19 protein-coding genes are annotated in these 25,152 nt (G+C 71.9%); 9 read left to right on the top strand and 10 right to left on the bottom strand.

Going from position 1 to position 25,152, the window contains the following annotated elements; genetic code table 11:
* The first annotated feature begins 678 nt into the window (after positions 1–678).
* From H9623_RS04230 to H9623_RS04215, 4 genes are all read left to right on the top strand, one after another.
* Positions 679–1,755, top strand: coding sequence for a multicopper oxidase domain-containing protein (locus H9623_RS04230; RefSeq protein ID WP_193718797.1), 1,077 nt, complete (start codon positions 679–681; stop codon positions 1,753–1,755).
* Between the two features lie 176 nt (positions 1,756–1,931).
* A complete protein-coding gene (locus H9623_RS04225) occupies positions 1,932–5,906 on the top strand; it encodes a ThuA domain-containing protein (RefSeq protein WP_193718796.1) in 3,975 nt (1,324 codons plus the stop codon).
* A 102-nt stretch (positions 5,907–6,008) separates the two neighbouring features.
* Positions 6,009–8,174, top strand: coding sequence for an OmpL47-type beta-barrel domain-containing protein (locus H9623_RS04220; protein ID WP_193718795.1), 2,166 nt, complete (start codon positions 6,009–6,011; stop codon positions 8,172–8,174).
* Between the two features lie 160 nt (positions 8,175–8,334).
* Positions 8,335–9,873 carry an aminopeptidase P family protein gene (locus tag H9623_RS04215; RefSeq protein WP_193718794.1) on the top strand — a complete coding sequence of 513 codons (1,539 nt, stop codon included), beginning with the start codon at positions 8,335–8,337 and terminating at the stop codon, positions 9,871–9,873.
* A gap of 135 nt (positions 9,874–10,008) precedes the next feature.
* Here the strand turns inward: H9623_RS04215 and H9623_RS04210 are convergent, their stop codons facing one another.
* On the bottom strand, positions 10,009–10,758 hold the full coding sequence (locus H9623_RS04210) for a class I SAM-dependent methyltransferase (RefSeq protein WP_193718793.1): 750 nt from the start codon (positions 10,756–10,758) through the stop codon (positions 10,009–10,011).
* Positions 10,759–10,885: 127 nt separating this feature from the next.
* Here H9623_RS04210 and H9623_RS04205 point away from each other — a divergent pair, with 127 nt between their 5' ends.
* From H9623_RS04205 to H9623_RS04195, 3 genes are all read left to right on the top strand, one after another.
* The gene (locus H9623_RS04205; protein WP_193718792.1) at positions 10,886–11,911 is read left to right on the top strand and encodes an ATP-binding cassette domain-containing protein; all 1,026 of its coding nucleotides are present in this window, start codon (positions 10,886–10,888) and stop codon (positions 11,909–11,911) included.
* On the top strand, positions 11,908–12,744 hold the full coding sequence (locus tag H9623_RS04200; RefSeq protein WP_227748111.1) for an ABC transporter permease: 837 nt from the start codon (positions 11,908–11,910) through the stop codon (positions 12,742–12,744). The genes H9623_RS04205 and H9623_RS04200 overlap by 4 nt, the downstream gene beginning before the upstream one ends.
* Before the next feature lie 75 nt (positions 12,745–12,819).
* Positions 12,820–13,815: a TetR/AcrR family transcriptional regulator gene (locus H9623_RS04195; protein ID WP_193718791.1), complete on the top strand. Its 996-nt coding sequence runs from the start codon at positions 12,820–12,822 to the stop codon at positions 13,813–13,815.
* A 111-nt stretch (positions 13,816–13,926) separates the two neighbouring features.
* Here H9623_RS04195 and H9623_RS04190 read toward each other — a convergent pair whose 3' ends face one another.
* The 9 genes from H9623_RS04190 to H9623_RS04150 all read right to left on the bottom strand — a co-directional run bounded on the left by H9623_RS04190 (position 13,927) and on the right by H9623_RS04150 (position 22,825).
* Complete coding sequence (locus H9623_RS04190; protein WP_227748110.1) at positions 13,927–14,763, bottom strand: general stress protein; 837 nt, start codon at positions 14,761–14,763, stop codon at positions 13,927–13,929.
* 135 nt (positions 14,764–14,898) lie between these two features.
* Entirely contained in the window at positions 14,899–15,735 is an 837-nt protein-coding gene (locus H9623_RS04185; RefSeq protein ID WP_193718790.1) for a class II fructose-bisphosphate aldolase, read from the bottom strand.
* On the bottom strand, positions 15,736–16,716 hold the full coding sequence (locus tag H9623_RS04180; protein ID WP_193718789.1) for a 1-phosphofructokinase family hexose kinase: 981 nt from the start codon (positions 16,714–16,716) through the stop codon (positions 15,736–15,738).
* Positions 16,713–17,762, bottom strand: coding sequence for an ROK family protein (locus tag H9623_RS04175; RefSeq protein ID WP_227748109.1), 1,050 nt, complete (start codon positions 17,760–17,762; stop codon positions 16,713–16,715). The genes H9623_RS04180 and H9623_RS04175 overlap by 4 nt, the downstream gene beginning before the upstream one ends.
* Positions 17,759–18,655 carry an SIS domain-containing protein gene (locus H9623_RS04170; RefSeq protein WP_193718788.1) on the bottom strand — a complete coding sequence of 299 codons (897 nt, stop codon included), beginning with the start codon at positions 18,653–18,655 and terminating at the stop codon, positions 17,759–17,761. Before H9623_RS04170 ends, H9623_RS04175 begins: the two co-directional genes overlap by 4 nt.
* 105 nt (positions 18,656–18,760) lie before the next feature.
* On the bottom strand, positions 18,761–19,627 hold the full coding sequence (locus tag H9623_RS04165; protein ID WP_321575272.1) for a DeoR/GlpR family DNA-binding transcription regulator: 867 nt from the start codon (positions 19,625–19,627) through the stop codon (positions 18,761–18,763).
* The gene (locus H9623_RS04160; RefSeq protein WP_321575271.1) at positions 19,624–20,538 is read right to left on the bottom strand and encodes a carbohydrate ABC transporter permease; all 915 of its coding nucleotides are present in this window, start codon (positions 20,536–20,538) and stop codon (positions 19,624–19,626) included. The genes H9623_RS04165 and H9623_RS04160 overlap by 4 nt, the downstream gene beginning before the upstream one ends.
* Positions 20,535–21,479, bottom strand: coding sequence for a carbohydrate ABC transporter permease (locus tag H9623_RS04155; protein WP_193718787.1), 945 nt, complete (start codon positions 21,477–21,479; stop codon positions 20,535–20,537). Before H9623_RS04155 ends, H9623_RS04160 begins: the two co-directional genes overlap by 4 nt.
* Before the next feature lie 104 nt (positions 21,480–21,583).
* Positions 21,584–22,825, bottom strand: a complete 1,242-nt coding sequence (locus H9623_RS04150; RefSeq protein WP_193718786.1) for an extracellular solute-binding protein — start codon at positions 22,823–22,825, stop codon at positions 21,584–21,586.
* A gap of 319 nt (positions 22,826–23,144) precedes the next feature.
* Here H9623_RS04150 and H9623_RS04145 point away from each other — a divergent pair, with 319 nt between their 5' ends.
* Both H9623_RS04145 and H9623_RS19270 read left to right on the top strand, forming a co-directional pair.
* Positions 23,145–24,467 (top strand): magnesium transporter MgtE N-terminal domain-containing protein, encoded by a 1,323-nt coding sequence (locus tag H9623_RS04145; RefSeq protein WP_193718785.1) that lies wholly within the window; start codon positions 23,145–23,147, stop codon positions 24,465–24,467.
* Positions 24,460–25,152, top strand: coding sequence for a DUF1003 domain-containing protein (locus H9623_RS19270; RefSeq protein WP_407671829.1), 693 nt, complete (start codon positions 24,460–24,462; stop codon positions 25,150–25,152). The genes H9623_RS04145 and H9623_RS19270 overlap by 8 nt, the downstream gene beginning before the upstream one ends.

The raw sequence follows: 25,152 nt of genomic DNA, 5'->3' as shown, positions 1-25,152 counted from the left end.
GACTTCGACATCTCCACTAAGCCCGGAGGTCCTCCCTTCAACAACCGGAACTGACACCAACCTCCTGGCCGGGTACACCTAGTCGGCACCTGGGCGCGGCCTCGTGCCGCGCTCGTCGTCCCGGCGGCCGCACCCGCCCAGGAGCCCGGACGACCGGGCGGGCGGCACCGTCGGGTGTCACGTCGTCGCGCTCCCTGGCACAGGGCATTCCTTGATGACGACCCGAAGAACAGGGTCGTATTGTCGCCCCACAATTCGAAGTTTGCCACCTAAAGAACACCTTTTGCGTGTTCACAGCAGAACTTTCGCCTATCTGTTGACATAGCCCCAGACGTGCGTTCTGATGATTGACAGTTGCTCCTGGAAACCACCGGGAGTCCTGGATCTCCGGCTCGGGGCACGCCGGACGTCCGGACCGACGGTCGGCTCGCACGCATCGTCGCGTGCACCGGCTCGGCCACCCGTGGCCGCCTACCTCGCCCCGCGACGCGGGTCCCCACCGGTCATCGGTGGCCCCCGTCGCTGACGTCCGGCGAGCGAGGCCTGTCACGCACGCGGGACCGACTTCCTGCCCCGGGGTCGCTGCCCCGGGGTCCGTCGACCGAGAGGCGTGGCGCGGTGCGCCGCGGCGCACCGTCGCGCCGTGGGGACTCGCCGTCCGCGTCCGGAAGGACATCCATGAGCGACCCGACGTCAGAGCTCCAGCCCGCGAACCCGCTCTCCAGACGTTCCCTGCTCCTCGGAGCGGGCGTCCTCGCAGCGGCTCCGGTCGCCGCCTACGTGCTCGGGCCCGGCGGAGCCGTCGCACCGGCCGCCGCCGCGGCGCCCGCGCCGAGCGCCACCGTCCGGCGCATCACGATGTACGCCGAACGGCTCCCGGGCGGCATGGTCGGTTACGGGCTCGCCGCGGGGACGGCGACGGTCCCCGGACCGGTGCTCGAGATGTGGGAGGGCGAGACCCTCGAGATCACCCTCGTCAACACGACCGATCAGCGCCTGTCCATCCACCCGCACGGCGTCAACTACGACGTGGACAGCGACGGCAGCCCGTTCAACGACTCGTTCAACGAGCCCGGGGAGACGCGCGTCTACGTCTGGTCGACCGTCCCCATGGCCCGCGACCGCGGCATCTGGATGCCAGGGAGCGCGGGCTACTGGCACTATCACGACCACGCGTGGGGCGAGCACGGCACTCCCGGTGTCGCGGCCGGGCTCTACGGAGCCCTCGTCGTGCGCAGGGTGGGCGACGTCCTCCCCCAGAAGCAGTTCACGGTGGTCTTCAACGACATGCTCGTGAACAACAAGGCCGCACCGGACACCCCGATGTTCGAGGCGAAGCTCGGCGAGCGCGTCGAGTTCATCTGCATCGGCCACGGCAACACGTTCCACACGTTCCACCTCCACGCGCACCGTTGGGCCAACAGCCGCACCGGTCTGCTCCAAGGCAGGGACGACCCGAGCCAGGTCGTCGACAACCGCGACCTCAACCCCGGCGACTCGTTCGGGTTCCAGGTCGTCGCCGGGCTGGGCGTCGGGCCGGGCGCCTGGATGTACCACTGCCACGTGCAGTTCCACGCCGACGGCGGGATGGCCGGGATCTTCCTCGTCCGCAACGCCGACGGCAGCATGCCCCCCGGCGCGCAGGAGTCCATCGACCGATTCCGAGGCCACGGCGGGCATGCGGGCGCAGCCGTCGACCCCGTCGCGCCGCCCCTTCCCGACGAGAGCGGGCAGGCGGGACACCCGGGGCACTGACGTCCCCGCGTGTCCCCTGCACCGTGCACCACGACCTTCCACCTCGCACCACCTGTCCGGCGTCCGGGTCCCCCCGGAGCGCACCGCACTGATGACGAAGGAGTTGGAGAGTGCCATCCAGACGAGCTGTTCCCCCCACCACGAGAGGCCGTTCCCGACCAGGAGCCTGGCGAACCATGGCGGTCGGCCTGACGAGCCTCGCGCTCGTCGCCGTCGCGACCGTGACCCCCGCGGTCGGTCAGGTCGAGCGCTCCGTCGCAGCGGCCCCGCCGACGACGGCGACAGCGACCACCACGACCACCACGACCAGCACGGCACCCGACGCGGCGCGCGCTGCCGCAGCGGCGGCTGCTGCTGCTCCCGTGCGTGTCCTCGTGTTCCACGGAGCCCCTGACGCCCAGGACGATCCGGTCGTCGAGGCGACGCAGGCGTTCACCGAGCTCGGAGCGGAGCACGGGTTCTCCGTGGACGTCTCCTCCGACCCTGGCGTGTTCAGCCGGTCGGTGCTGGGCGAGTACCGCGGCGTCGTCTTCCTGTCCGCCGAGGGAGTCGAGCTCAGCGCCGCGCAGGAGGCGGACCTCAAGAGCTTCGTCAACGCGGGCGGCGGCTTCCTGGGCGTGCGCGACGCGGCGCGCGCCCAGGACTCCTCCCAGTGGTTCACGGGTCTGCTGGGTGCTCGGATCGCCGGTGCCCAGCCGGACGCCGAGGACGTCGCAGAGGTCACCGCGAGCGCCGAGAACGCCCCGAACGAGGGGGCCAAGAACCTGGTCGACGGCGACCCTGGCACCAAGTGGCTCGCGTTCAGGACGACGGCGACCATCACCCTGCGGCTCGAGGAGCCGGTCGCGCTCGCGCGCTACTCGCTGACGTCGGCCAACGACTTCGACGGTCGTGACCCGCGGTCGTGGACGCTCCAGGGCTCGACCGACGGCTCGACCTGGGTCGACGTCGACACCCGGAGCGACGAGGACTTCCCGCAACGCTTCCAGCGTCGGGACTTCGACGTCGCGAGCCCCACCGCGTACGGCTGGTACCGGCTCTCGATCACGCAGAACCGCGGCGAGAGCTCGACCCAGCTCGCCGAGATCTCGCTGTACGGTCCGGACGCGATCGAGCAGCCCGACCCCGAGCTCCCGGTCGAGGCGCGCACGGTCGACCTGATCGACCGCCAGCACCCGGCCACCGCGTCGCTCCCCCTCACCTGGGACCGCGAGGACAGGTGGCTGGGCTGGTCCGACAGCCCGGCCGGCGAGGTGCACACCGTCGCACAGCTCGAGCCGGGAACCGGCGCGGGGCCGACGACGTCACCGTTCGAGCCCGTGTCCTGGTGCCGTGACTACGACGGCGGACGCTCGTTCTTCACCGGCATGGGCGGCACGGCGGGCGGCTGGGCCGACGCGACGTTCCGCCAGCACCTGCTCGGCGCGCTGCAGTGGACGACCGGCGTCGTGCGCGGCGACTGCCAGGCGACGATCGCGTCGAACTACACCGTCGAACGCATCACCGCTCCGAACAGCGCCGGGGAGCTCGACCAGATCGGCGAGCCGCACGGCCTGACGGTCGCCCCGGACGGGAAGGTCTTCTACGTCGGGCGCGGCGCGTGCCCGACGGGTCCGATCGTCTCGTGGGAGAACCCCGACGTCGGCCTCGGTTGCGGCACGATCCACGAGTGGGACCCGGCCACGGGAGCGGTCAGCCTCCTGGGGACGCTCGACGTCATGGGCAACCGTGGCAGCGGCAGCGAGCTGGTCAAGAACGAGGAAGGCCTGCTCGGGATCGTCCCCGACCCGGACTTCGCCACGAACAGGTGGATCTACGTCTACTGGATGCCGCACGAGTCGATCGACCGCGAGCGCCGGGTCGGTCAGCGCACGGTGTCCCGCTTCACGTACGACCCGAAGGGCCCGCGCATCGACCAGAACACGCGTGTCGACCTGCTCGAGTGGGAGACGCAGATCCACAGCTGCTGCCACGCGGGCGGCGGCATGGCGTTCGACGACGCGGGCAACCTCTACGTCGGCTCGGGCGACAGCAACTCGTCGGGCGGCTCGGGCGGCTACTCCGGGAACAACTGGACCCAGGAGTACGCGGGCATCAGCTTCCAGGACGCGCGGCGCACGTCGGGCAGCACCAACGACCTCAACGGCAAGATCCTGCGGATCCACCCCGAGGACGACGGCACGTACACGATCCCGGAGGGCAACCTGTTCCCCGTGGGCGAGCACACGGCCGACAAGACCAGGCCGGAGATCTACGTGATGGGCGTGCGGAACATCTCGCGTCTGCAGATCGACCCCGACACCGACTGGCTGACGGCCGCCTGGGTGGGGCCCGACGCGACCCTGCCCGACCCGGAGCTGGGCCCCGCGAAGTACGAGACGGCGACGATCATCACGTCCGCCGGCAACCAGGGCTGGCCCTACTGCATGGGGAACGGCCAGCCGTACCGCGACCGGAGCAACGAGGACGCGAGCGTCCTCGCCGGGTGGTACGACTGTGACGACCTCAAGAACACGTCGCCCCGCAACACCGGCCTCGTGGACATCCCCCCGGCACGCGACAACATGATCTGGTACTCGCCCAGCGGCGGCGGACCGGTCTTCCCGGAGGGCGAGGGCGGCGTCCCGACCTACGTCGACGACGAGGCGACGTACACGATCCCGTGGCTGCGGGGAGGTGGACAGGCCGTCATGTCGGGACCGACCTACCGGACCTCGCAGGTCGACCCGAAGAGCGACGTCGCGTGGCCCTCGTACTGGGAGGGCAAGTGGCTGCTCGGGGACCAGTCGAACTCGAACAACCGCGTGGCCGTGACCGTCGACCCGCAGACCGTGAGCGAGCAGGGCGCCCCCGCGTTCATGGAGGACCTGCGCCGCATCGTCCCCGGCGGTCGCGGCGACGGCCTGGTGCAGAGCTGGATGGACGCGTCGTTCGGCGCCGACGGCGCGCTCTACCTGCTCGACTACGCGGGGGGCTTCTTCAGCCTCGACCCGAACCAGAAGCTGGTCCGCGTCACCTACCAGGGAGGGGCTCCCACCCCGGCCGTGGCCGCATCGGGGACGAGCGTCCAGGGGGACCCGCTCACGGTCGCCTTCTCCGGTGAGCGTTCCGGTGGCGTCGCCTACCACTGGGACTTCGGCGACGGCCAGACGTCACGTGAGGCGAACCCGCGACACACGTACGCGCGCGTCGGGTCGTACGACGCGACGCTCACCGTGACGTATGCCGACGGCAGCACGGCCACGGCCGGGACCGCCGCGGCCACGACGTGCACCCTGCCGGACACCCGGAGCACCGTGTGGTTCGGCGGGACCGACTCGGGCGTGACCAACGACGACCTGGGCGGGTGCACGATCAACGACCTGTTCCAGGACGAGAAGGAGTGGAAGAACCACAACCAGTTCCTGCGGCACGTCAAGGCCGTGGCGAAGGGCCTGGTCGACGACAGCCGCGTCACGGGCAAGGAGCGTCAGGCGCTCGTCAACGCCGCCGCGCGATCGCAGATCGGCGTGGAGCCCGGCGGGTACCGCACGATCTTCGACGGCACCCAGGAGTCGCTGTTCGACTGGGTCCAGCTGCCCGGTGGGAAGTTCGAGCTCCGAGACGACGGGTCGCTCCGGTCGTCCGGGGGGCTGGGGATGCTCTGGTACCAGGCGCAGGACCTCGGCGACTTCTCGGTCAAGCTGCTCTTCCGCGACGTCTCCCAGGGAACCGCGTACGCGAACAGCGGCGTCTTCACCCGGTTCCCCGACCCGACGGCACCCGGCGACGCCGAGTGCGCGCAGGGGCAGTCCCCGGCGTGGGTCGCGATCTCGTGCGGTCACGAGATCCAGATCTACGACGGCCCGACGGGTGAGCCGCAGAAGACGGGCTCGGTCTACAACTTCGACCCCGTCGCTCGTGGCGGGGCTGGGGTCACCCCCAAGGGCGAGTGGAACGAGTACGAGATCCGGGTGGTCGGACAGAAGTACACGATCATCCGCAACGGCGTCGTCATCAACGAGTTCGAGAACACGCCGGGCCAGCAGTCCTCGCGTGCGGGCGACCCGCCGACGGACCTGCGCCAGTTCGACCGCGGGTTCATCGGGCTGCAGAACCACGGGAACGCGGACCTCATCGAGTTCCGCGACATCCGGGTGGCAGACCTGTAGCACCCACCTGGTCGGCGGGGGCGGCCACGCCGCCCTCGCCGACCGGCACCCGACCCCGACCCCGACCCCGACCCATTGCACATCGACGAGGAGTGCACACCCATGGAACGAAGAAGCTCGAGAGCTCGCGGCGCACGACGGCTCGTGGCCGCCCTGGTCGCCGGCCTCACCGCCGCCACGGTCGTCTCCGTCGCCCCGGCGACGGCCGCCCCACCCGGTGCGAACCAGTCGTCCACGACGACCGCGACGACCGTCGCGGCCGAGCAGGTGCTGACCTGGACCGGTGACAACAGCGTCACCGACTACAAGACGTTCCCGGCGACGGCCACCGCCGGGAAGGCGACGATCGTGTTCGAGAACAGCGTCGCGACCGGCAGCACGTTCGGCATGAGCCACACACTGACCTTCGACACGTCGACCCCCGGCTACAACCACGACGTCACGCTCGACATCCTGGCGAGCCCGTTCGACACGAACGGCGGCAAGCACGTGGCCGAGGTCGTGCTGACTCCGGGCACGTACCGCTACTTCTGCGCGATCCCCGGCCACGGCGAGATGTGGGGCGAGCTCGTCGTGACCGAGGACGGCGGGGGCGGCGACGACACGACGGCACCGGCGGTCAGCGCCGAGGTGACGGGCGAGCGGGACGGCGCCGGTGCGTACGTCGGCGGCGCCACGGTCACGCTCGCCGCGACCGACGACGGGTCGGGAGTCGCGGGCGTGGAGTACGACCTGGACGGTGCCGGCTGGCGGGTGTACGACGCACCGTTCGTCGTCGAGACCGTCGGCGAGCACTCCCTCGGGTTCCGCGCCACGGACGAGGCGGGCAACACCTCGGCCCCGCAGACGGCGACGTTCACGGTCGTCGAGGGGGGCGGTGAGGAGGACACGGTCGCCCCGACCGTGACCGCCGAGGTCGCGGGCCACCAGGACGACGACGGTGCGTACGTCGACTCCGCGACCGTGACCGTCGCGGCCCAGGACGACGGGTCGGGTGTCGCCTCGATCGAGGTCGACGTGCACGGCGGGCACTGGATGCCGTACACCGCACCGGTCACCATCACCGAGCCGGGCGAGCACACCGTCTCCTACCGCGCGACCGACGTCGCGGGCAACGTCTCCGAGGTCGGTGCGTCGACGTTCGTCGTCGTCGCGGGTGACGGCGAGGAGGACACGACGGCACCGGTCGTGGCCGCCACGGTCAGCGGCGACCAGGACGGCGTGGGTGCGTACGTCGGGTCGGCGACCGTCACGCTCACGGCGACCGACGAGGGGTCCGGTGTCGCCTCGATCGAGTACGCGGTCGACGGCGGGGCGTGGACCGGCTACACCACGGCGGTCGTGCTGGACGAGCCGGGTGACCGCTCGCTCGCCTACCGTGCGACGGACGAGGCCGGGAACGTCTCCGAGGTCGCCTCCGTGACCCTGACGGTCGTTCCGGCCGACCCGGGCGACACCGTCGCTCCCGTGGTGACCGCCGGGGTCTACGGCGCCAGGAACAGCGCGGGCGAGTACGTGGGCAGCGCACAGGTCCGGTTGACCGCGACCGACGACGACTCCGGCGTCGCGACGATCGAGTCCCAGGTCGACGGCGGTACGTGGTACCGCTACGCGACCCAGGTGGTGGTCGCGACGCCGGGCTCGCACACGGTCGCGTTCCGCGCGACGGACCGAGCGGGCAACGTGTCGGCGCCGGGTACCGTCTCGTTCGTGGTGGAGTCGACCGTGCCTGCCGACACCGTCGCGCCCGAGGTGACGGCGACCCTCAGCGGGAGCCGGGACCTGCGCGGGGCGTTCCTCGGGAAGGTCACGATCACCCTGGTCGCGACCGACGCGGGCTCGGGGGTCGACCGGACCGAGCTCCAGGTCGACGGCGGCGCGTGGCAGCGCTATGCGGCGCCGGTGGTCGTCGCCACGGACGGCAACCACACCGTGACCTACCGCGCGACCGACGCCGCGGGGAACGTGTCGAAGGCCCGGTCGGTCATCTTCACGGTCGTCGTGCAGGGGCTGGACCGGTGCCCCGGCTCCGACGTCCGACCGACGGTCGTCATCGACGGCAACGACAGCACCGTGACGAACGTGGACACGGGCAACGGCTGCACCATCAACGATCTCGTCGCGGAGGACGACGACTACCCCAACCACCGGGCCTTCCTGCAGCACGTCAAGCAGGTCACGCGCGACCTCGTCGACGACGGCGTGATCCGGCCGGTCGAACGTCGACGGATCATCACCGCGGCCGAGCTGTCGGACGTCGGCCGCTGACGACGTCCACGCCCGCAGGGTGGACGACAGGTGGTCCCGAGCAGCTCGGGACCACCTGTCGCCGCTCCCCGCCCCTGCGAGGGCGACCTGACGGCCGGAGGGCGAGCGGCGCCGTCGGGCCGCACGCTCCCTCCCAGCGACCGATGGGACACTGGTACCCATGAGCAACGACACCACCCCCGTCAGCGCCCCGGTCACGGAGTCCGAGCAGGAGATCGCCGCCCGGAACGACAACCGGTCGCACCGCCCCGACTCCGAGGCCTTCAAGGCGTTCATCACGAGCGGCTGGGCCCCCCGTGCGAGCCACGACGTCGAGGCCGGCGTCGCCGCTCCGTACACGGCTGCCCGCCGCGCCGAGCTGTCCGCCGGCTTCCCCGGCGCGCGCCTCGTGGTCCCCGCCGGACCGCTCAAGGTCCGCTCGAACGACACCGACTACCGGTTCCGCCCGCACTCGGCGTTCGCGCACCTCACGGGCTTCGGCACGGACCAGGAGCCGGACGCGGTCCTGGTCCTGCACCCGGTCGAGCCCGGCACGGGTGACGACGGCTCGAACCACCACTCGGTCCTCTACGTGCGCCCCCTCGCGGCGCGCGACACCGAGGAGTTCTACGCGGACTCGCGCTACGGCGAGTTCTGGGTCGGCGCCCGCCCGAGCCTCGACGACGTCACCACCGTGACGGGCATCGAGGCCGCGCACATCGACGAGCTGCGCGACGCGCTCGCCAAGGACGTCGGCGAGCACGTCTCCCTGCTCGTCGTCACGGGTGCCGACGAGAACATCGAGGCCCTGGTCGAGGCCATCCGCCTCGAGAACGGCCAGGGCGACGACGTCGCCGACGCCGCGCTCGTCGAGGCCACCTCGGAGCTCCGCCTGGTCAAGGACGCGCTCGAGATCGAGCACATGCGCGAGGCCGTCGACGCGACGATCGCGGGCTTCGCCGAGGTCGTGCGGACCCTGCCCCGCGCGACCGAGCACCGCCGGGGCGAGCGCGTCATCGAGACGACGTTCGACGCGCACGCGCGCCTCGAGGGCAACACGGTCGGCTACGAGACCATCGCCGCCGCGGGCGAGCACGCCACGACGCTGCACTGGATCCGCAACGACGGCAAGGTCCGCCCGGGCGAGCTCGTCCTGCTCGACGCGGGCGTCGAGGTCGACTCGCTCTACACGGCCGACGTCACGCGCACCCTGCCCGTCGACGGCACCTACACCGACGTCCAGCGCCGCATCTACCAGGCCGTGCTCGACGCCGCCGACGCGGCCTTCGCGGTCGCCGTCCCGGGGGCCCGCTTCCGCGACATCCACGCGGCCGCGATGAAGGTCATCGCGGAGCGCCTCGCCGAGTGGGGTCTGCTGCCCGCGACGGCCGAGGAGTCCCTCGCCCCCGAGGGCCAGTTCCACCGCCGCTGGATGGTGCACGGCACGAGCCACCACCTGGGCCTCGACGTGCACGACTGCGCGCAGGCGCGTCGCGACCTGTACGTCGACGGCGTCCTGGAGCCGGGCATGGTCTTCACGATCGAGCCCGGCCTGTACTTCAAGAGCGACGACCTCACGGTCCCCGAGGAGTACCGCGGGATCGGCATCCGCATCGAGGACGACGTCCTGATCACGCAGGACGGCAACGAGAACCTCTCGGCGGCGCTCCCGCGTCGCCCCGAGGACATCGAGGCGTGGATGGCGTCGCTGCGCGACTGACGCACGCGTCGCGGCGGCGCTGCGCCGCACCACCGGCGCACCAAGGCGGCGGCCCCGAGGAGCTCCTCGGGGCCCCCGCCTTCGTCGTGCCCTGTGGTCGGCCCACGCGAGCGCGCCGTCCGGACGTCCGGCGGCTCAGACCGCGCGAGCGACCACGAGCAGCTCGCCGTCGCCCTGCCCGACGGCCTCCCTCCCCCACCCGCCGTCGACCTGCTCGACGACGAACCCGGCCGCCTCGACGCTCCGGCGCAGCGCGTCCTCGGTGCGGAACCGGAGCGTCGCGGTGCTCCTCAGCTCGTCCCCCTCCGGCATCGCGTAGCCGAGCGTGAAGTCGACGACGCCGTCACGCTCGCCGGTGACCTCGCTCCAGGTCAGCACCACGCGCCCGTCGCCCAGGTCGACCGGGTCGCGGTCGTCGGGCGCGTGCCACGACTCCCATGCGCGGTCACGGGGGTCGCGGGTGTCGAAGACGAGGACGCCGCCGGGCACCAGGGCCCGCCGGAGGTCGGCGAGGACGCCCGCCCACTCGTCGTCGGCGACGAAGAACTGGGCCACGTGACTCGTCATGAGGGCGACGTCGAACGCACCCGCGGGCGCGTCGGCGGAAGTCCCGTGGACCCAGGTCACGGTCTGGGCGCCGGGCCGAGGCCGGGCCGCGTCGAGCGACGCCCCCGCGGGGTCGACGCCGGTCACCGCGTACCCCGCGGCCGCGAGCGCCACGGTCAGCCGACCCGTGCCGCACCCGAGGTCGAGCACACGCCCGCCCGGGCCCTCGGCGGCGCGGGCGAGGAAGTAGTCGTCGTCCCGACCCCACGCGTTCTGGGCGTCGTAGACCTCGACGAGGCGGGCGTCACGGAACTCGGCCTGGTGCGTGGCGGTGTGCATGTGGTCACGCTAGCCAGCGGCTGCGGCCGTGGTCACGGGATTTCCCTCTTGTGTACGTCACACACAGTGCGTATGGTCTACACAGTGTAGGAGATACACACAGTCTGCGACGCACACGGAGGTAGCGATGTCCGACCCGATGATCGACGTCCGGGGGCTCACCAGGTCCTACGGAGACCACGCCGTCCTGCGGGGCGTGGACCTGTCCGTCCGACGAGGCGAGATCTTCGCGCTCCTCGGACCCAACGGCGCGGGCAAGACGACCGCCGTCAACGTCCTCACGACCCTCGTCCGGCCCGACGCCGGGACCGTGACCATCGCGGGGCACGACGTCGTCCGCCAGGCCGCCCGGGTCCGCGAGGTCATCGCGCTCACGGGTCAGTACGCCTCGGTCGACGAGTTCCAGACGGGCGAGGAGAACCTCGCGATGATGGCCACGCTCGCGCACCTGCCCCGCTCGACCGTCAAGGCCCGCACGGCCGCGCTCCTCGACCGCTTCGACCTGACCGACGCCGCCCGGCGACGCGTCGAGACCTACTCGGGCGGCATGCGACGCCGCGTCGACCTCGCGATCAGCCTGGTCGCGAACCCGCAGGTCCTCATCCTCGACGAGCCGACCACGGGCCTCGACCCGCAGTCGCGCTCCGAGCTCTGGGACGTGGTCCGCGAGCTCGCGGCCGACGGCATCACGGTCCTGCTCACGACGCAGTACCTCGAGGAGGCGGACCGGCTCGCCGACACCATCGCGGTGCTCGACGGCGGACGCGTCGTCGCGCGCGGGACCGCGAGCGAGCTCAAGGCCCTCGTCCCCGGCCAGCACGTGCGGGTCGACGTCGAGGACTCCCACGCGCTCGCGTCCGTCCAGAAGATCGGGCTGGAGATCTCCGGGATCGACGAGAAGGACCTCGCGGCGACGATCCCGACGACGGAGCCGCTCCGCACGGTCCGGGACGTCCTGGCACGTGCGGACGAGCAGGGCATCCCCGTCACGGGCGTGTCCGTGGTCAAGCCCTCGCTCGACGACGTCTTCCTCGCCCTCACGGGATCGCGCACCGCGCGAACCGCCGGGCCGCGCCGGAGCACCCCGACCACCCCGTCCGCCCCCACCCAGCCCGCGGCCTCCCCCGCGACGACGAAGGCAGGCCTGCGATGAGCGCCACAGCACCGACCACGCGGCGCCCCGCACCGAGCCGCGCCTCGCGCACGACCCCGGCGCGCGTCCGCCGGTCCCCCGCGACCGCGCTGCGCGACGTCTCGGCCATGACGGGCCGCGAGCTGCGTCGCACGCTGCGCAGCGTCGACGGTCTCGTCACGGCCCTCATGCTGCCCGTCCTCATCATGCTCGTGTTCGTCATCGTGTTCGGTGGCGCGATCGAGGACGACGGGAGCTACGTCGACTACGTCGTGCCCGGGATCCTGGTCCTGTGCCTGGGGTTCGGGTCGGCGACCGCGGCGCTCTCGGTGGCCCAGGACATGACGAGCGGCACGATCAACCGCTTCAAGACCCTGCCCATCTTCGGACCGTCGGTCCTGTGGGCCCACGTCCTGGCCAGCACGGTCCGCAACCTCGTCTCGGCCGCTCTCGTCCTGCTCGTGGCCGTCGCGCTCGGCTTCAGCCCGGGGGCCGACCTCGGCGGGTGGGTGGGCGTCGCGGGCTACCTCGCCCTCATGGTCCTCGCGTTCACGTGGCTGAGCTGCCTCGCGGGCCTGGTCCTGAGCGTCGACGCCGCGGCGAGCTTCAACATGTTCTTCCTGTTCGTGCCCTACCTGTCGAGCGGGTTCGTGCCGGTCGAGACCATGCCGACTTGGCTTCTCGGCTTCGCGACGCACCAGCCGTTCACGCCCGTCATCGAGACGTTGCGTGCGCTGCTCTCGGGGACGTCGACCGCGGGACAGCTCGTGCCGGCGCTCGCGTGGCTCGTCGGCATGTTCGTGGCCTCGTGCGTCGCGGCGTCGATCCTCTACCGACGTCGGACGGCGCACTGAGGTGATCGCCCCGTGCCGCCCGCGCCGTTCCCGCGCCGGACAGGCGGTCCCGACCGGACCAGCGATGATGTACCCATGACGGACACCACCGATCCCGGCCTGCCCCACGCCATCGCCCTGGCGTGGGGCGTGGCCGAGAACCCGCAGCGCGGCCCGCGCCGCGAGCTGAGCATCGAGCGGATCGTCGAGCAGGCCATCGAGATCGCCGACGCCGAGGGGCTCGGCGCGCTGTCGATGAGCAAGCTCGCGGCAGCGCTGGGGTACACGACCATGTCGCTGTACCGCTACGTCACGAGCAAGGACGACCTCCTCCTCCTCATGCAGGAGCAGGCGATGGACGTCGACCTTCCCTCAGGGGCGCACCCCGAGCTCACCGCGGTCATGGAGGGGCGGATCCCCGCGGGCGACGGGCCTACGTGGCGGCGCGGCCTGCGCGAGTTCGCGCTCGCGTCCCTCGCGGTCTACGAGGCACACCCGTGGTTCCTCGACGTCGCGGTCCAGGGCGTCCCGCTCACGCCCAACAACCTGCGCTTCGTCGACCTGGGCCTGCGCGCGCTGCACGACACCTCGCTGTCCGACGCCGACAAGCTCGCGATGATCATGCTCGTCACGAGCTACGCGCAGAGTGCCGCCCGGATCCAGCGCGAGCTGCGCGGAGCCCGGCAGGACCCCGGCGGACGCGACGTGAGCGGGGCAGCGTACGCCGAGGTCTTCTCCGAGCTCGTGACACCCGAACGGTTCCCGTACCTGCACCCCGTGGTCGCCTCGGGCGCGTACCTGAGCGACGACGACGGCGTGGACGACGTCGTGTTCGGCCTCGAACGGGTCCTCGACGGGATCGGGGTGTACGTCGAGCGCTCGCCCGCCGAGCGCGCCGAGTCGCCGCTCCCCCCGCACGAGGAGCGCGAGGCCGCCGAGCTCTACGCGCGCGACGCCAAGGTCAAGGAGGCGTCCAGGGCCCGCCGCGAGGCCGAGAAGGCCGTGCGCGAGGCCGAGAAGCGCCTCAAGGAGGCGCGCAAGCGCGAGCGGGAGGCGGCCAAGGCCGCCGCGGAGCGGGCCGCGCGGCAGTGAGGCGTCGGGCCGGACGCGACCTTCCGCGGCGCGCCCGCCCAACGCGCGGAAGATGGCCGGGATCCGTCCCGACCACCTCCTGACCGCGCCCGCACGGCGGGCGGCAAGGACCTAGCGCGTGCCCGACGACGTCTCGTCCGTCGCGCCGTCGGCCGCACCCGGGGTGTCGGTCGTCGGGGCGGTCTGCCCGTCGGCCGGAGCTGCGTCGGCGGGCGGCTGCGCCGGAGGCGTCACGTCGCTGCGCATCGCGCCGTAGCGCGGCTGACCCGACGGGGTGGTCCAGCGCGGGTCGGGCGTCCGGGCCGGAGGGGCGGGCCGGACCGGTGCGTCGGTGGGCGGCTGCGGCGCGGGAGCTGCGGGCGCCTGGGGCGGGGCCCCCCACGACTGGCCGGGCTGAGCCCACTGACCGGGCTGGGCGGACTGCCCGCCCTGCCCCGCGACCGGCGGGACCTGGCGGGCGAGGGCGGCGGCGCCGTCGGGCATCTGGGACAGCAGGCGGCGAGCGTCGCCCGCCTGCTCCGGGTGGCACAGGATCGAGTACGACGACGCGACGATCTGGCTCGACGACGTGAAGTCGCGCTTGCCCCCCGTGAGCGAGTACGACAGGACCGAGAACAGCAGGCCGAAGCCCGCGCCCAGGCCGATCGCGGCGACCATCAGGCCGCCGCTGCCGTCGAACATGTACAGCAGCAGACCCACGAACAGGCCGAACCACGCCCCGGACGCCAGGCCCGCGAGCGCCACCCGGCCGTACGTGAGACGGCCCATGACGCGCTCGACCATGCGCAGGTCGGTGCCGACGATGGTCACGAACTCGACGGGGAACTTGTTGTCGGAGAGGTAGTCGACGGCCTTCTGCGCCTCGAGGTAGGTCGCGTAGGACGCGACCTGCTCCCCGCTCGGCGGCGTCGGGACCTTGGGCGCGGAATTGGGACGAGTCATGCTCATCTGCCCAGTCTCCCGTACAAGTCGGCATGAGGCGAGGGCGTTCACTCAGGGGGTATCGCCGCGAGGGACCGCGTCGGGGGAGAGAGCCGGCACCCTCTCCCCCGACGACGCTCCTCGGCCTCCCGGGAGGACCCGTCAGGCCGCGTTCAGCACACCCAGCAGGCGCACGACCTCGTCGCGCATCGCATCACGGCCCGCACCGAGGTACTTGCGCGGGTCGACGACGGCCGGGTTCTGGTCCAGGTAGGAGCGCAGCGCCCGCGTCAGGGTGTTGTTGAGGTGGGTCGAGATGTTGATCTTGGTCATCCCCTCCTCGACGGCCCGCGTGAGGTCGGCGTCGGCGACGCCGGAGGACCCGTGCAGCACGAGCGGCACGGGCACGAGCGCCCGCAGCTCGGCGATCCGCTCGAAGTCGAGAGAGGCCGTGCGGTCGGTCATGGCGTGCGACGAGCCGACCGCGACCGCGAGCGCGTCCACGCCGGTCGCCGCGACGAACGCCACGGCCTCGGCCGGGTCGGTGCGCACTCCCGGGGCGTGCACGCCGTCCTTGCCGCCGACCTTGCCGAGCTCGGCCTCGACGAAGACCCCCCGGGCATGGGCCTCGCGCACCACGTCGGCTGTCGCCTCGACGTTGGCCTCGTAGTCGAGCGCGGACCCGTCGTACATGACCGAGCTCATGCCCAGCTCGACGGCCTCGCTCACGAGGGCGCGGTCCTCGGCGTGGTCCAGGTGGACCACGACGGGTGCGCTCGACGCACGGGCGATCGCGAGCGTCGCGAGGGCGATCGGCTCGAGCCCGCCGTGGTACTTCGCGGCGTTCTGGCTGATCTGCAGGACGACGCCCGTGCCGGCGCGTGCGGCCGCGGCTACGAAGGCCTCGGCGTGCTCGACCTGGATCACGTTGAACGCGCCGACCCCCCGGCGCCCGGCGCGGGCTCCGTCGATCAGCTGGCTGGCGGTGACGAGCGGCATTCAGTCCTCCGTGGTTCTCGGGATGTCGTTCACGGTCTCGGTCAGGACGCGGTCGGCGAGCCTCCGCACGTCCTCGGGGTCGACCTGGCCCGCGACGGGCTGCAGCACCGCTGCGGCCGACGTGGCGACGGTCAGCGCCAGGCGCTCGGCCCAGGGCCTGCCGACGCTCACCGCGAGCGCCGCCATGGCCGCGTCACCGGCACCCGTCGGGTTGCCGTGCACGGGGGCGTCGAGCCGGGCCCGCGCCACGGGCGCCGTGGACCCGGGCTCGAACGCCGCGAGCCCCTTCTCGCCGTCGGTCACGACGACGTCGTGCGCACCCAGGCGCTGCAGCACCGCCACGCCCTGGGCCAGGTCGTCCGTCCCGGTCGCCTCGGCGAGCTCGGCGCGGTTGGGCTTGATGAGGTCCGCGCCCGCCTGGGCAGCCCAGAGCAGCCCGGGGCCCGACGCGTCGACGTGGACCGGGCAGCCGGCCTCGCGCAGCGCGCGCACCAGACTGGTGAACCGGTCCTGCGTCGTACCGGGAGGCAGCGAGCCGGAGATCGTCACGACCGGGCGGTCCGCCGCGAGGCCGACCGCGGTGCGGACGAGCACCCCCCACTCCTCCTCGGTGAGCACGGCCCCCGGTTCGTTGAGGACCGTGGGGTGACCTCCGTCGTCGGGCCCGGGGTGCTCCGGGACGACCGCGACCGCCTGCCGCAGCGCACCCGTCACCGGGACGAGCGTCGCGGGCTGGCCTGCGGCCTCGAGGTCGGCCGCGAAGGCCGGTGCGAGGATGCCGCCCACCGGGGCGACCGCGACCGAGCCGCCACCCAGCGCGCGCACGACGCGCGCGACGTTGACGCCCTTGCCGCCGGCACGGGCCGTGACGGACCGGACCCGCAGGGCCTCGCCCGGGTCCAGACGGTCGACACCGTAGGTCACGTCCCACGCGGGGTTGGGCGTGAGGCACAGGACCCGGACCTGCCGGCCGGCCGTCACAGCGCCTCCAGCGCAGCAGCGGTCACGGCGTCCCACGCGAGGACCGAGGCCCCGTACGTGCCGGCCGCCGAACCGAGCGTGGCCGGGACGAGCCGGGGCGCGGGATGGATCGTGAGGTAGGAGCGCACCGCGGCGTCGAGCGGGACCATGAGGTCCTCGCCCGCTCGCACCAGACCGCCGCCGATCACGACGACCGGCAGTGCGAGGAGGCGGACCATGTCGGCGACGAGCTCGCCGAGCCGGTCGATCGCCCGGTCCCAGACCTGGCGAGCCACGGTGTCGCCCGCGTGGGCACGTGCCAGGACCTCGGCCGAGCCGGGGACCTCGTCGGCCGTCGCGCCCGTGAGCTCCCGGTAGCTGCGCGCGATGCCCGCGGCCGACGCGAACGTCTCCGCGCAACCTGTGCCACCGCAGGCGCACGGCGCCCCGCCGTGCGTGCCGCCATGACCGATCTCACCTGCGTACCCACCGCCCACGTAGACCTGGCCGTGGAGCACGACCGCCGCGGCGATGCCCGTGCCGATCGACACGTAGGCGTGGTCGGGCGCACCACGGCCCGCGCCCAGGCGGGCCTCGGCGAGGCCCCCTGCGCGCACGTCGTGGCCGAACCCCACGGGCAGGCCCGTCGCGTCCGCGACGACCTTCCGCAGCGGCAGGTCGACCCAGTCGAGGTTCTCGGCGCTCACCACGAGGCCTGCCGACTCGTCGACCGTGCCCGGCACCGCGAGGCCCACACCCAGGACCTGGTAGCCCGCGGGCACCTCGGCGCGAAGCGTCTCCACCGCCGCCAGGACCGCGGCGACCGAGGCCCCGGGACCGTCGGCCGCGCGGGTCGACGTGACCCGTTCGACGAGGATCTCGTCGAGCGCGTCCGGGTCGCTGCCACGCGTGACGATCGCGGACTTGATGTCGGTCCCGCCGACGTCGAGCGCGATCACCGCCCGACGCAGGCCCGCCCCCGGGGCCCCGGTCGCCGTCCCTGCGTGGGACGGCGGCCCGAGCCCCGGGACGGCGGGCACGGCGAGCTGCCCCTCCCCGACCATCATGATGCCGAGTCCTCCAGGATGATCGAGCGCGTCAGGTGGCGCGGGGCGTCGGGGTCCAGGCCCTTGCGCTCGGCGTTCGCGACCGACAGGAGCTGGCAGCGCACGAGCGTGAGCTGTGCGTCCTCGTCGAAGCGGACCACGAGGGCCCCCGTGCGCTCGATGTCCTCGACGAGCCCCGGGACCTCGGCACCGAGCAGGAGGACGGCGCTGGTCTCGTCGGAGATGCTGATGGGCCCGTGACGGTAGTCCATGGCCGGGTACGACTCCGCCCACGCGAGAGACGCCTCGCGCATCTTGAGCCCGGCCTCGTTCGCGAGCCCTACGGCCATGCCGCGACCGAGGAACGTGAACTGGGTGCGGGCCAGCACGGCCTCGGGGACCTCCCAGCCCACGACCTCTTCCGCCGCGGTCGCGAGAGACTCGATGTCGTCGCCCAGGCCTGCGCGCAGGAGCGTCAGCGCGGCCGTCGCGAACCGGGTCTGGACCACGGACTGCTCGTCGGCGAAGGGCATCACGACCGCGTCGTCCGCCGCGCTCGCGCCGGGCGAGGTCGGGTCGCCGACGATCGCCAGGGTCCGCTGCCTGCCGTCGAGCACCTCGAGGAGGTGCAGGATCTCGGTGGTCGTCCCGGAACGGGTGATCGCCACGACACGGTCGTACTCACGGCCCACCGGGTACTCGCTGCCCGCGAACGCGTCCGTGACCCCCTGGCCCAGCTCCTCGCGGCGGGCCGCGTAGGCCTGGGCGATGAACCAGGACGTTCCGCAACCGACGATCGCGACGCGCTCGCCCGGCTGCGGGAGGACCGCCGCGCTCTCGGCGGCGAGGCGGGCCGCCTCGCGCCAGACCTGGGGCTGGCTCGCGATCTCGGCGCTGACGTGGGAGGTGCTCATGGTGATGTCAAACCCTTCTGGTGTGGCCACCGGGGCTGCGCGGTCGGCGCGGTCCGGCGTCCGTCGTGGTGCGGACGTGTGGGGCGGGAGCGGCGCGGTCTCGTCCTAGACGACGATGACCTCGACGCCTGCTTCCCGCAGGGGCGCGAGCTGTTCCTCGGTCGCGCCCGAGTCGGTGACGAGCGTGGTGATGCGGGAGATGTCGCAGATCTGCGCGAACGAGCGCTCGCCGACCTTGTCGGAGGTCCCGACGGCGATCACGTGGCGCGAGTGCTCGACGAGCGCGGACGTGACCCCGGCCTCGTCGGGGTCGCCGCACGTGAGCCCTGCCTGGGCGTCGATGCCGACCATGCCGAGCACGAGCACGTCGAGCCACAAGGTGCGGGCCATGCTCACGGCCATGGGGCCCGTGAGCTCGTAGGACTGGGCGCGCGCCGTGCCGCCCAGGCACACCGTGCGCAGCTGCGGGCGCAGGACCAGCTCGGCGGCGATGTTGAGCGCGCTCGTCACGATCGTGTAGACGTGCTCGCCGGTGCGAGCCGCGTGCTCGGACCTCTGGTCCGAGAGCTCGCCGAGCGCCTTGGCGACCAGGGTCGTGGTGCGCCCGCCGTTGAACCCGATGACGGCCTGGTCCGCGTGGCGCTGCGTGACCAGGTGGGCCGCCGCCTCCGCGAGACGCTGACGGTCGTCGAGCTGCTTGCCGTACCGGCCGGGCAGGCCGTACGCGACCGAGGCCGCGACGATCCCCCCGTGGGTGCGGTGCGCGAGCTGGCGGTCGGCCATCTGGTCGAAGTCCCGGCGCACGGTCGACTCGGAGGTGCCGAACAGCTCCGCCACCTCGGTGACGGAGAGCCGGCGGCGGTCCGCCAGGAGCGCGAGCATGCGCTCCCAGCGGACCGACTTGCTGAGTCCACCCGACGGCTCGGCAGCAGCGCCGCCGGGCTCGTCGGTCGCGTCCTCGATGCGTGTCACTTGATGCTCCCTGCGGTCAGACCTCCGACGAGACGCTTCTCGATGATCGCGAAGAGGACGATGACAGGCACGATGGCGACGATCGAGACGCCGAACACGTACTGCCACGCCGAGTCGTACTGACCCACGAACTTCGTCAGCGCCACGGACAGCGGCTGGTTGCCTGCTGTCGAGAGAATGACGAGGCTGGCGGCAAACTCGTTCCACGCAGCGACGAAGGTGAAGATGATCGCCGTCACGATACCGGGCCAGACCAACGGCAGGTTGATGCGGAACAGCGTCGCCCAGCGCCCCGCGCCGTCGATCTGCGCGGCCTCGTCGATCTCCTTCGGGACGCTCGCGAAGAAGCTGTGCATGATCCACACCGCGAACGCCAGGTTGAAGGCTGCGTTGACCAGGATCATGGCGAGCCAGGTGTCGACGATCCCGAACGCGAGGAACTGTCGGAACAGGCCCGCCACGAGCACGGCCGGCTGGAGCATCTGCGTGACCAGCACGAGGAACAGGAAGGCCATGCGGCCCGGGAACCGGAAGCGGGCCGTGAAGTACGCGGCCGGCAGGGCCACGATCAGGACGAGGACCGTCGCCGCGACCGAGATGACGATCGTGGAGACGAGGTTCTGCGGGAGCGGCGTCTCGGGCGTCGACCACATGGTGACGTAGTTGTCGAGGTGCCACTGCTCCGGGAAGTACGTCGGCGGGATCCGCAGGATCTCGGCACGGCTCTTGAGCGAGCCGAACAGCATGATGCCGTAGGGCGCCAGGAAGAGCAGCGCCACGAGGATGCCCGCGACGACCCGCCCCGGGATCGACCCGCCCGAGCCGGGTCCGCCGGTCGCGTACCTCGAGGCCTTCTTGAGGGGCTGGGCGGGGCGGGCGTCGGGCTTGCGCGTCAGGACTGCGTTGCTCACTCGTCCACTCCCTTCATCGGCTTGACGATGCGCATGTAGAGCGCGATGACCGCGATCACGATCACGAAGTTCACGACCGACAGGGCGCTCGCCTGGTCGACCGCACGGTCGGACTGGATGAGCTTGAAGATGAGCGTGGTCGTCGTGTCCGCGTCGTACCCCGGGATCGAGCCCGTCATGAGTCGCAGGATCGGCAGCGAGTTGAAGACGTTGATGATGTTGATGATCGCGGCGACGGCGAGTGCAGGCTTGAGCTGCGGCAGGATGATCGCGAAATAGACCTGCCGGTGCGAGGCGCCGTCCAGGCGTGCCGCCTCGACCACGTCGCCCGGGATCGACTGGAGCCCGGCGAGGAGCGTGTACGTCGTGAACGGCAGCGAGACGAACACCGCCACGACGATCGCGACGACGAACGCCGACGTGGCGTTCTTGGTGAAGCCGAAGTCCGGGCTGTCGAGGATCCCGACGTCCGCCAGGAGCTGGTTGATGATGCCGTAGTTGGGCTGGAGCCCGTAGTAGACGACGGTCGTGGTCATCACGACGCTCGCGGCCCACGGGACGATGACCGCGAGGCGCACGATCTGCCGGCCCGGGAACTGCTTGTCGAGGAAGTTCGACAGCGCGAGCGACAGGACGACCGTGAGGGCGACGACCGCGACGACCCACACCGCGGTGTTCGCGAGCACGCGGGGCAGCGCGGGGATGGCGAAGACGTCCAGGTAGTTCTGGAACCCGGCGCTCCCCCGGTCGACGCCCGACTGCGAGATGTCACGGGTCGAGCTGAAGACCATGTACCCCGCAGGGAACAGGACGATCAGGGTGATCAGCGCGAGGCTGGGACCGATCCAGGGAAGCGCTGTGAGCAGGTCCCGGAACGAGCGGCGTGGCCGCTCGGGTGAACCGGCGGCTGGCGCCGGGGCGGTGGTGGTGGTCGAGCTCATCGAGGTCCTTCGGTGCCGGGTCCTGGTCCCCGCGGGGCGGCCGGGCGAGCCGGCCGCGCACCGCGGGGGACAGGACTGCTGGACGGGCAGTTACCGGTCCGGGGTCAGGAGTCGGCCTTGGCCTGGATCTCCTGGAGGACCGCTGCCGCGTCCTTGCCCTGCGCGACCTGTCCGATGAGCGACTGCATCGCCCCCTGGGTGGCCGACCACTGGGGGTTCGTCGACGGGTAGAACTGCGCGTCGGGCAGGAGCGCGAGGAAGGGCGCGATCGACTCCTTGGTCGCGAGCTCCTCCGAGCCGGACTTCGTCACGGGGATGAAGCCCTCGGCGTCGACCCACGGCACGTACACGTCGGGCGTGTAGTAGTAGTCGAGGAACTTCGTGATCGCGTCCTGCTTCTTGCCGTCGTTCTTGAAGGCCATCAGGTGGTCGGCGACGCCCAGCGTCACGGGCGATCCGTCCTTGGTCGCGATCGGCGCCGTGCCGTAGCTCAGGTCGGGGTTCTTCTCGGCGATCTGACCGATCGTGGGCGGCAGGCCCACGATCATGCCGATCTTGCCCTGGATGAACGTGTCGATGAGGGGCGTGCGGTCGGACGCACCTGCGTCGGGCTGCGTGAGGCCGCTCGTGGCGAGCTTCTGGAAGAACTGGGTCGCCTCGAGGTTCTCCGGGGTCTCGACCGTGATCTCCGACGCGTCGCCGTAGCCGCCACCGCCGCCGAAGAACCAGAGGCCGGCCTCGGCCTGGGCCTCCTCCGAGCCCAGCGGCAGGCCGTAGCCGTACACGTCGCCCAGCGCCGAGATCTTGGTCGCCGCTGCCGCGAGCTCGTCCCACGTGGTGGGGGGCGCCGTGACGCCTGCCCGCTCGAAGATGTCCTTGTTGTAGAACATGGTGCGGGCCGAGGCGATGAGCGGCAGGCCGTACTGCGTGCCGTCGATCGAGGCGTTCTCGACGAACGACTCCTGGAAGTCCGCGATGGTCTCGGGCGAGAGGACCTCGTCGGCCGAGTAGAGCAGGTCGTCCTCGACGAACCCTGCGAAGGCGTCGATGTTGAGGATGTCGGGGGCCTGGTTCGACTGGACCTTGGTGCGGACCACGTCGTTGATGTTGTCCCAGGACTGGACCTCGAGCTTGACGTCGATGTCCGTGTTCTCGGCCTCGAAGCCCTTGATCACGTCCTCCCAGAGCGACTTCGTCTGGTCGGAGTAGGTGGGGACCAGGAGGTTCAGGGTCGTGGCGCCGTCGGCCCCCGTGCTGCCGCTGCCGCTGTCGCCGCCGAAGCCGCACGCCGAGAGGGCGAGGCCCGTGACGATCGTCATGCTGACGAGCCGGATCGGGTTCTTCATGAGTACTTCCTCCGCTTCATTGCTTTGAGGTGTTGCTCGAGCTGTGTCGCCGCAGGGTGCTCCGCCGGCGATGAGGGCTCCGCCATATTCCGTCATCGATGATGACTGATCTTGATTGATTGCGCCCCATTGGCTCCACATACAAGCAGGTCCGACTCGTCTAGTCCAGTGGTTCCTCCCAGAAACAAGGTCACGACTTGGCCACGGTCCGCGCGGCCTCGCACGACGGCGCCCGTCGTGCGAGCGACGCACCCGACCGCACCCGCCTCGCGCGGCCCGTCGGGGAGCCACCCCACCGCGCGGTGCGTAGTCTTGCGACGTGAGTGCAACTACCCGCGTCTTCGTCGCGCGTCTGGCCGGGATCGCGGTGTTCGATCCTCTCGGCGACCAGGTCGGACGGGTGCGCGACGTCGTCGTCCTCCTTCGCCCCAAAGGAGCGCCCCGCGCCGTCGGCCTCGTCGTCGAGGTCCCCGGCCGCCGGCGCGTCTTCCTCCCCCTGACCCGTGTCACGAGCATCGACGCCGGGCAGGTCATCAGCACCGGGCTCGTCAACATGCGGCGCTTCGAGCAGCGCGCCATGGAGACCCTCGCCGTGAGCGAGCTGCTCGACCGGACGGTGCAGTTCGTCGACGGCTCCGGGTCGGCGACCGTCGAGGACCTGTCGATCGAGAAGCAGCGCACGGGCGACTGGCTCGTCAACCAGCTCTTCGTGCGGCGGCAGACGACCCCGGGCGCACTGGGCATCCGCCGCCGCGGTGACGCGTTCGTCGTCGAGATCAGCGCGGTCACGGGCCTCGCGGGGACCCCCGAGACCCAGGGCGCCGCTCGGCTGCTCGCCGCGTACGACGACCTCAAGCCCGCCGACCTCGCCGACGTCCTGCACGACCTGGGCGACACGCGCCGCCTCGAGGTCGCCACGGCCCTCGACAACGAACGTCTCGCCGACGTCCTCGAAGAGCTCCCCGAGGACGACCAGGTCGCGATCCTCTCCGGGCTCGACACCGACCGCGCGGCCGACGTCCTCGAGGCCATGCAGCCCGACGACGCGGCCGACCTCCTGCACGAGCTCCCCCAGGAGCAGGCGGCCGAGCTCCTCGAGCTCATGGAGCCCGAGGAGGCGCGCGACGTGCGACGGCTGCTCGCCTACGACGAGAACACCGCGGGCGGGCTCATGACGACCGAGCCCGTCGTCCTCAGCCCCGAGACCACGATCGCCACGGCCCTCGCCCAGATCCGGCGTCAGGACCTGCCGCCCGCGCTCGCCGCGATCGTGTTCGTCGTGCGCCCGCCCCTCGAGACGCCCACGGGGCGGTTCCTCGGCGTCGTGCACTTCCAGAAGCTGCTGCGCGAGCCACCGCACGTGTCGGTCGGGTCGGTGCTCGACTCGGACATCGAGTGGGTCCGTCCCGACGCCCCGCTCGGACGCGTGACGCGCCTGCTCGCCGCGTACGACCTGCTGGCGCTGCCCGTGCTCGACGACGAGAAGCGCCTGCTCGGCGCCATCAGCGTCGACGACGTCCTCGACCACATGCTCCCGGACGACTGGCGCGAGACCGACGACGACTCCGACGAGACGAGCCTCGGGACCCAGACCCCCGCGTCCTCGGCCTTCCCGGTCCGCCGAGGAGGTCGCCGTGGCTGAGCGTCTCGACACCCCCAAGGCCGCCCGCCGGTCCCTGCTCCCCCGGATGCGGGTCGAGCAGGACGCGTTCGGCAAGATCTCCGAGGGCATCGCCCGCTTCATGGGGACGCCTCGCTTCCTGCTGTACATGACCGTCTTCTGCCTCGCCTGGCTCGGGTTCAACACGTGGGGCCCCGAGTCGCTGCGCTTCGACTCGGCGGCGCTGGGCTTCACCGCCCTGACCCTGATGCTCTCGCTCCAGGCCTCCTACTCGGCCCCGCTCATCCTGCTCGCGCAGAACCGCCAGACCGACCGGGACCGTGTGAGCGCCGAGCAGGACCGTCAGCGCGCCGAGCGGAACCTGGCCGACACCGAGTACCTCGCGCGCGAGATGGCAGCACTGCGCATCGCGCTCAGCGAGGTCGCGACCCGTGACTTCGTGCGCTCGGAGATGCGCAACCTGCTCGAGGAGCTCGACGAGAAGGAGACCGAGCGCGCGGCGGAGGGAGCCGGGACGGGCCGCTCGTCGGCCGACGGCGCATCGACGGGGCGCGACGGGCACGAGCCGTCGTCCCGCACGTCGTCGGGGCGCGACGGGCGCGGCTCGAACCGTGACGGACGGCGCACGACGGGCCCCCGTCGCGGGCCCGAGACCTCGCCGGACCCCTCCACCGACGCGGCCGACCGGACGCGGGGGCCCGCTTAG

Source organism: Oerskovia douganii (genome assembly GCF_015142735.1).
GTDB classification, from domain to species: Bacteria; Actinomycetota; Actinomycetes; order Actinomycetales; family Cellulomonadaceae; genus Oerskovia; species Oerskovia douganii.
The sequence above is the reverse complement of the archived record's forward strand: the minus strand, read 5'-3'. Positions and strand labels throughout refer to the sequence as shown.